At 37.0% G+C, this 13730-nt stretch carries 15 protein-coding genes; 7 read left to right on the top strand and 8 right to left on the bottom strand.

Going from position 1 to position 13730, the window contains the following annotated elements:
* Positions 1–102: 102 nt before the first annotated feature.
* On the top strand, positions 103–321 hold the full coding sequence (locus CXF85_RS18620) for a DUF3820 family protein (protein WP_101230140.1): 219 nt from the start codon (positions 103–105) through the stop codon (positions 319–321).
* 431 nt (positions 322–752) lie between these two features.
* Positions 753–926, top strand: coding sequence for a ribosome modulation factor (rmf, locus tag CXF85_RS18615; RefSeq protein ID WP_101230139.1), 174 nt, complete (start codon positions 753–755; stop codon positions 924–926).
* Between the two features lie 104 nt (positions 927–1030).
* On the opposite strand, the gene hemN is transcribed toward rmf, so the two are convergent.
* The 4 genes from hemN to CXF85_RS18595 all read right to left on the bottom strand — a co-directional run bounded on the left by hemN (position 1031) and on the right by CXF85_RS18595 (position 4060).
* Complete coding sequence (hemN, locus tag CXF85_RS18610; protein WP_101230138.1) at positions 1031–2401, bottom strand: oxygen-independent coproporphyrinogen III oxidase; 1371 nt, start codon at positions 2399–2401, stop codon at positions 1031–1033.
* 167 nt (positions 2402–2568) lie between these two features.
* Positions 2569–3063: a DUF2489 domain-containing protein gene (locus CXF85_RS18605; protein ID WP_101230137.1), complete on the bottom strand. Its 495-nt coding sequence runs from the start codon at positions 3061–3063 to the stop codon at positions 2569–2571.
* Between the two features lie 5 nt (positions 3064–3068).
* Positions 3069–3719 carry a Der GTPase-activating protein YihI gene (yihI, locus tag CXF85_RS18600; RefSeq protein WP_101230136.1) on the bottom strand — a complete coding sequence of 217 codons (651 nt, stop codon included), beginning with the start codon at positions 3717–3719 and terminating at the stop codon, positions 3069–3071.
* 125 nt (positions 3720–3844) lie between these two features.
* Positions 3845–4060: a hypothetical protein gene (locus CXF85_RS18595; RefSeq protein ID WP_232771261.1), complete on the bottom strand. Its 216-nt coding sequence runs from the start codon at positions 4058–4060 to the stop codon at positions 3845–3847.
* 216 nt (positions 4061–4276) lie between these two features.
* On the opposite strand from CXF85_RS18595, the gene tesB reads away from it, so the two are divergent.
* Positions 4277–5134, top strand: coding sequence for an acyl-CoA thioesterase II (gene tesB / locus CXF85_RS18590; RefSeq protein ID WP_101230134.1), 858 nt, complete (start codon positions 4277–4279; stop codon positions 5132–5134).
* A 61-nt stretch (positions 5135–5195) separates the two neighbouring features.
* On the opposite strand, the gene CXF85_RS18585 is transcribed toward tesB, so the two are convergent.
* Genes CXF85_RS18585 through CXF85_RS18575 form a run of 3 tightly spaced genes read right to left on the bottom strand, consistent with a single transcriptional unit; the run spans position 5196 to position 7987 of the window.
* Entirely contained in the window at positions 5196–5747 is a 552-nt protein-coding gene (locus CXF85_RS18585; protein ID WP_101230133.1) for an Mpo1 family 2-hydroxy fatty acid dioxygenase, read from the bottom strand.
* 14 nt (positions 5748–5761) lie between these two features.
* Positions 5762–7015: a mechanosensitive ion channel family protein gene (locus CXF85_RS18580; protein ID WP_101230132.1), complete on the bottom strand. Its 1254-nt coding sequence runs from the start codon at positions 7013–7015 to the stop codon at positions 5762–5764.
* 60 nt (positions 7016–7075) lie between these two features.
* Positions 7076–7987: an acyltransferase gene (locus CXF85_RS18575; RefSeq protein ID WP_101230131.1), complete on the bottom strand. Its 912-nt coding sequence runs from the start codon at positions 7985–7987 to the stop codon at positions 7076–7078.
* Between the two features lie 347 nt (positions 7988–8334).
* On the opposite strand from CXF85_RS18575, the gene proB reads away from it, so the two are divergent.
* Complete coding sequence (proB, locus tag CXF85_RS18570) at positions 8335–9432, top strand: glutamate 5-kinase (RefSeq protein WP_101230130.1); 1098 nt, start codon at positions 8335–8337, stop codon at positions 9430–9432.
* Positions 9433–9476: 44 nt separating this feature from the next.
* Positions 9477–10733: a glutamate-5-semialdehyde dehydrogenase gene (locus tag CXF85_RS18565; RefSeq protein WP_101230129.1), complete on the top strand. Its 1257-nt coding sequence runs from the start codon at positions 9477–9479 to the stop codon at positions 10731–10733.
* 55 nt (positions 10734–10788) lie between these two features.
* On the opposite strand, the gene CXF85_RS18560 is transcribed toward CXF85_RS18565, so the two are convergent.
* Entirely contained in the window at positions 10789–11178 is a 390-nt protein-coding gene (locus CXF85_RS18560) for a Fis family transcriptional regulator (protein WP_101230128.1), read from the bottom strand.
* A gap of 212 nt (positions 11179–11390) precedes the next feature.
* On the opposite strand from CXF85_RS18560, the gene yegD reads away from it, so the two are divergent.
* Positions 11391–12752 (top strand): molecular chaperone, encoded by a 1362-nt coding sequence (yegD, locus tag CXF85_RS18555; protein WP_232771260.1) that lies wholly within the window; start codon positions 11391–11393, stop codon positions 12750–12752.
* Positions 12753–12851: 99 nt separating this feature from the next.
* Positions 12852–13724 (top strand): hypothetical protein, encoded by an 873-nt coding sequence (locus CXF85_RS18550; RefSeq protein ID WP_157829135.1) that lies wholly within the window; start codon positions 12852–12854, stop codon positions 13722–13724.
* Positions 13725–13730 lie beyond the last annotated feature (6 nt).

Here is a 13730-nt window from a genome sequence, read left to right as displayed (position 1 = left end):
AACACTGAGTTGTTAACCTTTTAAGATAGGAGCAGTATAATGAGCACTAATGAAGATTTTGTGACGTAAATATGTCACTAATATGACAAGCACGGACTTAATTTGTTAAACGATCAACAAGCACTTATTGAAGCAATTAATCAAACCATGCCTTTTGGTAAATATGCAGGAAGAAAACTATTACAGCTGCCTGAACCTTATTTGGTATGGTTTCACAGCAAAGGTTTTCCCGAAGGCAAATTAGGACAACAGTTAGCCTTAATGTATGAGGTAAAACTAAATGGTTTAGAAGGTATGCTACAACCTTTATTGCAGAGTTAATTACTGAGTTCTCAACTAACGTTTGTAATTAACATTTCCCCCGCAGTGGCACGTTCTTTCTTTAGAACTAATTTGTCTATAAAACCAGCATAGTTATTACCTCTAGCAATAACATTTTACGTTAATTTAATGCTAACAAGTTGTTTTGCCAAAAAAAACTTTTACGGTTAAAATTTGTCCACAGGTTATCCTTTTTCCGGAATATTATATCCTCTTTAAAATTACATTTTTTCCCTTGCATCACCTCAATAAATCCTCTTAAATGACTCGTCGATTGATGAAATTTCATACCATAAAAATTAATGTAAAATTCGAGAATCGACCACTCTGTAGTATTAAGTAATAAGATGATCTAAGTTAAACGAGTGATTCTAATTTTGTTTATTAATTGATTTATAAGACAATTACGAGGTGTTTATGAGGTGGAGTAAATGAAAAGACAAAAAAGAGATAAATTGGGTAGAGCGCATTCTAATGGATATCAAGCTGGCCTTGGTGGTAAAACTAAGGAACAGTGCCCTTATCAAAATACTGATGCTAAGTCAGAGTGGTTGGGCGGTTGGCGAGAGGCCATCGGTGATAGAAATTTAGGACTATTTAGATAGCAATTATCAAGCTGTTTTAACCCCCGAACTTGAACATTCGGGGATAAATACCATTAACAAGCTAACCTAATAAATTAAGCGTCATATAAAAAATTAACGATTAATTAAATGACTCTAGAAAAGCGTTGCTGGTTGATATGCTTCTTCATATAAGCATCAAAGCTCATACAAATAATACGGATCAATAAACGAGCTGATTGACCTACTTTAATATAATTTTCTGTGTTTTCTAATAAACCATCATCAATAAACGTCGTTAACAACGGTAAATCTTCAGCAAAATAGTCATCAAAATTAATGCTAAATTTTGTATTAATCATTTGTTTGTCTAGATACAAATTACACATCAATTCCTGAATAACTTCACCACGTAAGATGTCATCTTCAGATAAACTTACGCCTTTTATTTGTGCATGCTGCTTTTCTGTTATCGCTTGGTAATACTCTTTTAAATCTTTTATATTTTGGCTAAAGCTATTACCAATAGAGCTAATTGATGATACGCCTAGTCCCAATAAATCACAGCCGCCTTTAGTGGTGTAACCTTGGAAGTTACGATGTAAAGTACCATCACTTTGCGCTATCGCTAACTCATCATTAGGTTTCGCAAAATGATCCATACCAATAAAGTCGTAACCAAAGTTACAAAGCGTTTCTACCGCTAATTTCATTAAAGCGAATTTTTCTTCGGTATTAGGTAACCATTCATCGCGCAATTTTCGTTGTGCAGCAAAACGGCTTGGTATATGCGCGTAGCTAAATAGAGAGATACGGTCAACATCCCACTCATGTGCTTTTACTAACGTTTTAGTAAAGTTCTCAAGTGTTTGATGAGGTAAACCATAAATCAAATCAATATTAATAGACTTAAAACCAACCGCTTTCGCATGCTGAATAAAGTCACCAATGAATTCTGTAGACTGGACACGGTTAATAGCCTGTTGTACTTTCAAATCAAGGTCTTGAACACCTAAGCTCAAACGATTGAAACCGAGTGAATATAAATGCTCAGCCAAGTCCATCTCAATTTCACGAGGGTCTATTTCAATGCTCATTTCCAATTCATCAGAAAAATTAAATTTCTCTTTTAATAAAGAAACAAGTTTTGTGATTTGTGGGTGCGTTAAAAAGCTTGGTGTACCACCACCCCAATGTAATTGCTTAACGGTGTATTCTTCAAATAATGGTGCTTGTAGAGCAATTTCTTGTGCTAAATATTCAAGGTAAGTATCTGCTTTGTCACGATGGCGAGTAACGACTTTATTACAACCACAGTAATAACAAAGCGTGTGACAAAATGGGATATGCACGTAAAGTGACAATTCGCGGTTTTGCGAGTTTTCTATCGCTTGAATAAAATCATCATGTTTAAAATCATCATGAAATTCTAACGCTGTTGGATAAGACGTATATCTTGGTCCGCTGGTGTTATATTTATTTAATAGCTTATTATCGAAAAATTGACTTACTTTCATGTTTTCGTACCGTTTTATTTAGTGAACGAAAACATTATAGTCTTTTGCAATTTGAGGGTATTGATCAAGCGCAATAACAGAGTCGATTAACGCTGTTATTGGATTATATACCCGTTACTATTCAAGATGCATGTTTCAGAGCACTTTGAATGGTAATGGGTATAAGTTTAAGCAGGGGTAGTAAGGCTACTAAGTTGCTCTGTAGTAAACTGATAAAGCTCACCTAAGTCAGTAACAATCTCATCATGCATTTTATTTAACGCCGTCATGCGTTGATAATCTTCACGCATACGTTCTTTTTTGCTTAGCGTTTTACGTCCATCTAGAATGGCAAGATCTTTAATCGCATCGTATAAGCCAAAAATACCCGGAAATTTCGCAGGTAATTCCGTCAACGTTTTCAATGAAGACAACAATACCGATAGGCGCCAGCAGCCTTCATCAAATTCACATTGCTCTTGCTGCATAGCGCGTGTAATTAATAACACGCTATCGAAGATTTTTTTGTCGTGCTTATTTAATGCTTGTTGCTGGGCTATCTGAGCTTTTTCCTGTTGATCTTTTTGCTGTGCTACTTGCTTTAAAAGCTTGCCGGCATAAAATGCTAGCGCCAGTACAATAATACCGCCAAACAACAAAGCATAAAGCCAAAAATCACTCATTGAAATTACTCTTTATCTTCAAAATCTGAAAAGTCATGACCATCTAACTTATCCCATAAGTCATCTTCGCTGCCACTGTCTTTTGATTCATCACTCTCATCAGATTCGTCTTCGTCATCAAGACCTAATTCAGCTGATAATGCTTGATGACGATCCATCATGTCATTGTAGTAGTTAACTTCTTCTTCAGTTAAAGCGATATCGTCTTCTTGCTTCGCTAAAATTGTTTGCAACGCTTCATCTTGCTCAATTGCATCTAATTCTTGCTCTGGCGTTAATGCTGCTGGAGAAATTTCTTGTTTTTCAGATAACTCAACGTCAGTATTTTCAACGAAACGGACACCGGCAATAGGCGCTGATTTCAGGCTCTTTTGTTTCGCTTTAACTTGTTTTGCTTTTTCTGCTTTATCTTTTTCAGCTTTAGTAATTAATTTACCTAAAACGATAGGTGTTTTATTACCAAGACGCGGATCTTTATTAGCGTTTTTCTGATTATTCTCAGTTTGATCTGGCTGGGCTTCTTTTTGACGATTTCCCGCCACTTTACCCGTTGTTTTACGGGAGCGCTTCTCAACTTTTTCTAATTCTTGCTTACTTAACTTAGGCTTAGCTGTCGGTGCTCCACCTGGTTTTCTAGATTTTTTTGAACGAGACATAGTTACAATTACTTTTTTACTAATTAATGGCGGCTATTTTACGTTATTAATAGGTGAAAAACCTTAAAAAGCAGAAAAAAGACACAAAAAAAGCGCCTATAGACGCTTTTTCCAAACTTGTTAGCTTAAAGTCGAATTTCAATATTTGGATGAGTATTGATTTCTCCACCTTTAGAGATCACTGCGATATTCTCATTACAGGTTAATACTGCTATATGAGTATCATGGAAATCTCTAATAAAATTAAGTTCATAACCAAATTGCGTTAAGCTACTCGCCGCAAATTTCTGTGCCAACGTTAGCTCTTCCCATAAATCATCGTAGTTCCCCTGAGTTGGCATTCGCCGTTCCAGCAGATCTTCTCTTAGCATTGCTATAGCCATAATTTTAACTTCCCCATCCAATTATGATTTGGTTTAAATATTTATTGTTTTTATTATTAATATTATTTTGAACAAAACTTAACCTACTTTGCATGTAACATCAATAGGGATTACACTAACCTCTTCGAATTAAGCAGTGTTTAGCCAAATAGTCTTTGATAAGTAAGGTAAAAAATGTCACGTGTATTGGATGAATTATCAGCGTTATTGAAATTAGAAGTTATTGAACAAGGTATCTACCGAGGCCAAAGCCAAGATTTAGGTTATAAAGCGCTTTTTGGCGGCCAAGTTATGGGACAAGCTCTTTCCGCTGCTCAAGAGACAATAGCAGCTAATCGCTTTGTTCATTCATTGCATTCTTATTTTTTACGACCCGGTGATGCCAGCTTACCCGTTGTTTATGAAGTGGAAGTGATTCGTGATGGCTCTAGTTTCAGTACTCGCAGAGTGCAAGCAGTACAAAAAGGCAAAGCTATTTTCTACATGACGGCATCTTTTCAACATGCCGAAGCAGGTTTTGATCATCAAGACACCATGCCTGATGTCGCTTCTCCAGAAGATCTACCATCATTTACTGATTATATAAAAGCTAACCAACAGTATATACCTGAGCCATTGCGTGAGAAATTTTTAGCCGAAATGCCAATTGATATACGACCGGTGCAACAATATAACTGGTTAAAGCCGGCACCAACCAATTCCGCTAGCCAAATGTGGATTAAAGCCAACGGTGATTTACCTGACGATCTGGGCATACACACCTATATGTTAGCTTATACGTCGGATTTCCATTTTTTACCGACCGCATTATTACCTCATGGCGCCAGTCATTGGCAACCAAACTTTCAAATTGCCACTATAGATCACGCCATGTGGTTTCATCGTCCATTCCGCTTCGATGATTGGTTGCTTTATTGTATGGACAGTCCATCTGCAAGTAATGGTCGAGGGTTAGTTAGAGGACAAATATATGATCGACAAGGTCAATTAGTCGCTTCAACCATGCAAGAAGGCGTGATTAGACAAAGATAAGTTGGGTATTAGTAATATGGCTACAAATTGTTAGCCATATTTTTATAGTAGCTAATGAAGGCTATCTAGATCGATTTCTCTTTTCCAATGCTTTACGCTTTTCTACCGCTAGCGAGGTAACACGCGCTTTTAATACCGGCTCTAAACCTAACATAAAGTATATCTCAGCCATTAAGAATAATGGCCCAATGAGAAACTGGCTTAAATCATCGACAAAAGCAGGTTTAGCTTTTTCATAATAATGACCAATAAACTGAATAATCCAGCCAATGATAAATATTCCTACCGCGATATACATCACGCCAGCTGTGTCACTAAATAATTGTGCGGCAAACAAATTAACTAAGATATAAGCCAGCATGCCCAACGCTAATAAGCGATGCAAAGCGATATAATAAATCGCTATGACGGCAAAAATGATCATGGCTAAAGTGAAATGCAGCATAAATGGCGTACTAAATATGTCATCCATCATTATTTCAAAAGCAATAGTACTCAACATCAGCGTTACCGCAAATACGATTAAAGGCACGCCAATAAAATGGGTATTAATATTTTTTTGATTTAAGTGCACACTTTTATATCGTGCTAATTGTTCTTCAATTGACTTCATTTTAATACTCTTTGTTATGAATGTTGTTGCCAATCGTGGCCGCTTGGATGTTGAAAAACACGTAAATCAAACTGTGGCGCAATAGCAAAAAGATGATCAAATATATCCGCTTGAATAGCCTCATAAGCTAACCAATCAGTAGTATTGGCAAAGCAGTATATTTCAAGTGGTAAACCGGTCTGAGTGGCTGTTAGTTGCCTAACCATACAGGTTAAATCATCACGAATTAGCGGGTTTTGTTTTAGGTACTTAGTTATATAAGCACGAAACGTACCTATATTAGTCAGTTGTCGGCTATTCATCGATTTAAATGTTTGAGCTGCTTCATCGCTGCTTTCATCTTGATCGTTTATCGCGAGCTGTTGTTTTTTCTCACTGAGGTAATCTTGTAATAAGTGCGCGTTAGTGAGCTGGTTTATTTTTTCAGCACTGTAAAAGTCAATACTGGCAATATCAATAATAATTGTCCGTTTAATACGTCGCGCACCCGTATGGTACATATTGCGCCAGTTTTTGAAAGAATCACTAATCAGTGCATAAGTGGGCACCGTAGTAATAGTTTTATCAAAATTCTCAATTTTTACCGTACTTAACCCTATTTCTAGCACATCACCATCAGCACCATATTTAGGTAACTCAACCCAATCGCCAGCAACGACCATCCTATTCGCTGAAATTTGAATACTAGCGACCAAGCCTTTAATGGTATCTTGAAAAACCAACAATAAAACCGCGGTCAAGGCACCTAAACCACTTAATAGATAAACAGGTGAACGATTAATAATAAGCGAAACGATGACAATACCAGCCACTAAATACAATGCTAATTTAAAGATTTGAATAATAGCGTTTAAGGGTAAAAATCGTTGTTGGGCACTTTCGTGATATATGCTTCTACTCACGTTAAGTAAGGCGCTGATGCAACGTGAAATTTGAAAGGTAAGCAGTACCTTACTTACTAGAATAAGTAGAGTACTTGAGATACTACTGGTTTCTAACATAAGGGGTGTTAAAAAGAGTATTAAAACAAAGGGTAATAACAAGGTCATTCGACTGAGCACGCTATGCTCCATCAACGCATCATCCCAGGTGTTTTTGCTATTAATAATAAGCTTGTTCATCAAGTTTAACAGTTGATGTTTAGCTAGGTAATAACTTAGGCTGGCAATCAAAAAGATTAAACTTACACCAATTGCAATAGCGCTACTAGCTATATATTGCGATTTAAGACCTTGTTCGCTTAACCAAATACTGATCAGTTCATTCATATAGTTCTCCTGTCATCTTATCGGCAAGCGAGTTAACTTAGTAACTTCCAATGTTAACGATTATTTCTCATTTGGAATAGTATGTTGCAATCTCATTTTTTCAAGTCGGGCATCTTTATCATGCCAAAATTGGGTTAACCATTTTTGAAAAGCAACTCTATCATTACGATCTAAAAAATCGATATGACCCAGTTCACTGGCAATATCGAAGGTTTGAATATCAATGTGTACCCTTTCCACTTGCCCATAAACAAAATCACTAAAGTTTGGGATACCGTCCGGATAATAAATAGTCACATCAACAATTTTAGTTAAATGCTCACCCATGGCATCCAACACAAAAGAAATTCCACCTGATTTAGGCTTCAACATATGTTGGAAAGGAGAATCTTGTTGGTCATGCTTTTTTTGCGTAAAACGTGTGCCTTCAATAAAATTCATCACACTAACGGGCTTGTGCTTAAACTTAGCACAGGCATTTCGGGTTGTTTCTAAATCTTTGCCACGTAAGTGAGGGTTTTTCTTCAAAAAAGCTTGGCTGTATCGCTTCATAAAAGGAAAATCGAGTGCCCACCAAGCCAAGCCCAGCAGCGGTACATAAATCAGTTCTTTTTTTAGGAAGAATTTTAAAAACGGAATATTTCCATGTAAAGCTCGTTGTAATACCACTATATCAACCCAGCTTTGGTGATTTGCTAACACTAAATACCAGTCGTTAATTTTAAGCGCTTCTAATCCGGTCACCACAATAGTGGTTTTGGTGAATATTTTTTGAATCAGGCTATTGGTAGCCACCCAATTACTTGCCATCAAATCAAGTAAGTAACTAAAGATCTTTTTAGAGAAGTTTAATGGAATTAAAGCTTTAAATAGAGAAAACACTAAAATAGGCATCAGCCAAAATAGTGTATTAAGGATATAAAGGGAGAAGGATAAAAAACCGATCAATTTGGCAGGTAAAAAATTTAACATATCTTGCTAATAACTAATAATAGATAAGTAATACGGATAACGTTATTTAATCATGATTTAGCTAATAATTATATTTTTTTATTGCCTGCTCACTGAGCATCCCTTTTCATAATCACATTATCAATAGAAATTTAAAATGGACAAAAAGCGATCACTTTTTTTTTATACCAAAGTAATTGAAGCTTTTTGGCTAATCTAGTCATGTAAAAAGCATCGTTCGTCGCAGATACTTTCTAAAAGGGCTAAAAACATACGTTTCATATTGTGTCATAGTGAATAAAAATGTAATCAATTGAGTTTTTACTCAGTTTACTGCATACTGAAGACAGCTTAACAAAGGAGATAAAATGAATTTTAATAGAGCTGTGATCAAAGTTGGTAGTGCCTTAGTAGCGCCTACTAGCGATGGTTGTAGCGGCCAATACATATTAGCAATCGCACAATTTATCACCACATGCCAACAGCAAGGCAAAGAGATAATCTTAGTTTCCTCTGGTGGTGTCGCAGCTGGCCGAACGGTCATTCAGCATGGCTCACCAAAGCTATCAATATCCACTAAAAAAGCCATGTCTAGCGTAGGTCAGATGCAAATGATGGCTAACTGGCAACGTTTTTTTGATGTCCCTTGTAGCCAAATACTCATCACCCAAAATGATTTAGCTGATAGAGAACGTTTTATCAGCATTCAAGAAACGATTAAAATTCAGTTAGCCAATGGCGTGCTACCTATCGTTAATGAGAATGACACCGTCACCACCAAAGAACTCTCCATCGGTGATAATGACAACCTTGCCGCGTTAGTTGCCCAAGCCTGTGAGGCAGACAGTTTATTCATATTAAGTGATATTGATGGTGTATTCACCAAAGACCCAAATATCAATGATGATGCCGTATTAATCCCTAATATTGATAAGATCACTGATGAAATATATGCCATGGCTGGCACAAGTCGTAATCCTCTAGCCATGGGAGGTATGAAAACCAAAATAGAAGCCGCTGAAAAAGCCGTTGAACATGGGATAAATACCTATATTGTCAACGGTACTAAAAGTGAGGTTTTTAGCTCTCTTATCGCACAAGTGAACCCCGGTACACGTTTTGCTGCAGATAAAAATATTATTACCGCTAAAAAGCACTGGTTAAAACACACATTAAAAAGCCGAGGTAAAATAAAACTCGATCCAGGCGCCGTTAATGCTGTTGTTAATAAAGGCGCGTCTCTATTACCCGCAGGTATAAAATCGGTAACAAAAAGGTTTGAAGCTGGCGATGCTATCGATCTTATCGATGCTCAAAACAATACAGTGATCGGCAAAGGCATTACCTTATATAGTCACTATGATTTGAAAAGAATTATGGGCAAACACAGTAATGATATTATCGCTATTTTAGGCCATGATTATGGTGAAGTTGTCGTACATCGCGATGATATGGTTATTTTCTAATTTAGCGTATAGCAACTTAAAAATTTTTCGATAAGAGTAACAAAATGACCAATTTTAATATCGCCACGATGGCAAAAAAAGCTAAAGCAGCCAGCAGAGTGGCAGCACAACTGAACAGTACTGAAAAAAACACCCTGTTAAATGCTATCGCCACTGCGGTTGAAGATAACAGCGACATGATCATTGAAGAAAACAATAAAGATATAACTGCGGGCCGTGAGAAAGGTTTATCGCAAGCCATGTTAGATAGATTAGTACTAAACGATAAAGGCATTAAAGAAATTAGTGCCGCTATTCGTGAAATTGTCGCCTTAGCGGATCCTATTGGCGATATTGATAAATTATCATTACGTCCAAATGGCATTCAAGTCGGTAAAATGCGTATTCCTCTTGGTGTAATTGCCATGATTTACGAAGCTCGACCTAATGTTACCGCTGAAGCCGCTGCCTTATGTATTAAATCAGGCAATGCAGTCATTCTACGTGGTGGCTCTGAAGCTATTTACTCTAACTTAGCAATCGCGCAATGTTTGCATCAAGTATTAACCACACATAATGTTGATGAAAATATTGTCAGCGTAGTACCTGATACGAGTCGCAGCGTTATTGAAGACTTACTACAACAGAGTGATACTATCGATTTAGTTATTCCACGTGGTGGTGAAGGTTTAATCCGTTATGTCAGTGAAAACAGTCGTATTCCGGTTATTCAACACTACAAGGGTGTTTGTCACTTATACATAGATAAGTACGCTGATTTAGATAAAGCTGTCGATATTTTGGTTAATGGTAAAACCCAAAAACCTAGTGCTTGTAATGCCTTTGAGACAGTTTTAGTGCACGGCGATATTAGCGCTAGTTTCTTACCTTTAGCAGCTAAAGCACTTAATGATGCTGCACAAGTGAAAATACATGCCTGTAAAGACAGTATTGGTTATTTTGCCAACGCTGAATTAGCAACCGAAGCAGATTACCAAGCTGAGTACTTAGCGCAGGAAATTGCAGTAAAGGTAGTGAATAGTTTTAACAAAGCTATTAGTCATATCAATGAATTTACTTCTGATCATACTGAAGTCATTATCAGCCAAGATATTTCACGCAGCCAACAATTTGTCCGCCAAATAAACTCTTCGGTTGTAATGGTTAATGCATCGTCACGTTTTTCAGATGGTAACCAATTAGGTTTAGGCTCAGAAATAGGTATCTCAACCAGTAAATTACATGCTTACGGGCCGATGGGCCTAGAGGCTTTAACGACAGAGAAATTTGTTGTTTTTGGTGATGGTCAAGTTCGACTGTAAAATAAGCACTGAATAAACGAAGCCTAAAATCTGGGCTTCGTTTTATACAAACTTATTAGTGAGTACGTCGAGACATAGTTTTTTGTTTTACAATGCGCAATGCTAAACGCGCTTCCCAATCCCCACTATGTTGCGCCTGACAAGCCTGTTCACTATCAAAATGAACACATTGTTTGATATTTTTAGCAACTACGCCCACTTTTACTAATTGTTTTTGAATACTCAAGCGCAAAACTTCATCTTGTTGTTGCGCTTTCATCGCGGTAACTTCTTCATTGGTGCTAAATACACAGGTAATGACTAAGCTAGCAGGAAAATTAGTATAATTCGCTCTATGGGTTAACCAAACAAAACCAGCAACCTCATGCAAAGATGATTCACAGGCAATGGTCAACGCTTTACAGACGTTATTATCAATTTTTTGATTCGTTTTACTTAATTTCATCATTAGCTCTCAACACAATTTTCGCTATTTTAACTGCCTAGAAAAGCGAACACAACCAAGTGACGTAAGCTATATCTTCAGCTCGGCTTAAATTCAAAACTTAACGCTGAAGATCAACCATTTACAAATTAATTATCCCTAGGCCTTGAGATTATCTTAGTTACTGAGTATGCTACGCGGCCTTTTTCTAGTAGGCATTCTCTTAGGTATTAATGATGATAGGTTTCGATTACGGTACATCCAACTGTGGTGTTGCCACCATGCGCAATGGTCAGCCACACATTATTCCTTTATTGGGTGATGAGTCATATATTGCCTCAAATCTATATGCACCAAGCCGTGATGTTATTACTAACTGGCTGTCTCAACAGTTACCGGCCACACAACAGGCGACGTTTCTCACTGATCGTAAAAATCAGTTGCAAAAAGGTCAATCGGCTCTGCGTGAGTTAAAGTTTGATGGCATATCAAGTGATTTACTCTTTGGTAAAACCGCATTAGAGCAATACCTTGAGGATCCCGAAGAAGGTTATTACATCAAATCACCTAAATCATTTCTTGGCGCGGGCGGTTTAGCACCAGCACAAATTCAATTTTTTGAAGATATTGTCGCTTGTATGATGAGTAATGTGAAAAGCCTTACTGAGCAAGCATTACAAAAAGAAGTCACTCAAACAGTAATTGGACGTCCGATTAATTTCCAAGGGTTGCACGGTGAAGAAAGTAACCGACAAGCCATAGCCGTATTAACTAATGCAGCAAAACGTGTTGGTTTTAAAGATGTTGAATTTCAATATGAGCCTGTCGCGGCTGGTTTTGAATTTGAATCATCATTAACTAAAGAAACACGCGTATTAGTGGTAGATATTGGTGGAGGTACTAGTGATTGTTCAATGTTACTCATGAGCCCGAATTTCACCGATAACGATAATCGTAACGATCATCTACTCGCTCATGCGGGTCTACGCGTTGCAGGTAATGACTTTGATATTCAATTGGCCTTACAAGGCATCATGCCAAGTTTAGGTATGAATAGTTTATTAAAGACAGGTAAACCGATGCCAACGAGTAGCTTTTATCAAGCACTCGCGATTAATAACATTAATGAACAAACAGAATTTTACAGTGCTAAAAATAGACGTGATTTACTTCAGTTATCACGTGATGCCAAAGAAACAGCAATAATTGAACGCTTAGTGGCTGTACACGATCACAAACTTAGCTATCAATTAGTCAATGCCGCTGAGCAAGCAAAAATTGCTCTCTCAGAGCAAAATGAGCAAACAATCGACCTAACAGATATTAGCGATGATCTTTATGCAGACGTTACCAAAGAGACATTACGCACTGCTAATAAGCGCACCCTAGAAAGTATTGCCGATATAATGAAATCTGCTGTAGAGCAAGCTCAGTGTCAACCAGAAGTGATTTTTGTCACCGGTGGTACAGCAAAATCACCTGTATTGAGTGAGTTTTTACAACAGCAAATGCCAAACATCCCTATCGTTGTGGGTGATCATTTTGGCAGCGTAACTTCAGGTTTAGCGCGTTGGGCTGAGAAGATATATAAATAGACATATAAGTCTTTATTTAAGCTGCGAAATTCTCCTCGCAGCTTAAATAATTTAGGCTATAATAATATTCATTATTAGCCAATAACTGCAATGTGATTCATGGTTCTAAGTAACATCCGCCAACTATTAATCACCATGGCATTAATCAGTAACTTTAGCTTTGCTACTGAAATAGATCTGGTTCGTTATGTCGAGTCAAAGAAATACCCCGACCTTAAACAAAGCTATTTTGTTGACTTATTAACACTGGCACTTGAGGTCAGTAAATCCCGTTATGGCGACTACAAATTACAGCCCGTCAATATTGAAATGGCTCAAGCTAGAACATCGATGATGTTGCAACGTGAAGAGTATATTGATTTAACTTGGCGAATGACCTCCCAAACATTAGAAAATAAACTTCAGGCCATTTATTTTCCTATATTAAAGGGACTAATGGGCTATCGAATCTTTATTATTCCTAAAAATAAACAACACCTTTTTAATAAAAAGACATCGTTAGCTGATCTAAAAAAAATAGATCTTGGTCAAGGACATAATTGGGCCGATAGTGATATTTTGTTGGCCAACAACTTTCAAGTTGTTAAAGGCAATGATGTTTCTTTAATTAAAATGTTAAAAAAAGGACGATTCAGTTATTTTCCACGAGCGCTACATGAACCTTGGTTAGAAATTTCTGATGACGAAGGCCTTACCGTTGAAAAATATTTAATGCTGCAATACCCTGCCCCGACATTCTTTTTTGTTAATAAACATAATGAACGATTACAACAACGTTTATCTTTTGGCTTGGCGCTGTTACTTGAATCAGGTCAATTTGAACAATTTTTTCTGAATCATAGAATCACTTCAGGTATTTTATCTAAAGCTAACGTCAATAATCGCACCTCATTTCCCCTACGTAACCCTTTATTATCTGATAAAACCAAAGCACTGTTAACCGATGAACGCCTGTGGATTAAGCTAAAATAAAGCAAA

The sequence above is a fragment of the Colwellia sp. 75C3 genome, from assembly GCF_002836255.1.
In the GTDB taxonomy this organism is placed as follows: Bacteria; Pseudomonadota; Gammaproteobacteria; order Enterobacterales; family Alteromonadaceae; genus Colwellia.
This window is presented reverse-complemented; position numbering and strand designations above follow the sequence as displayed.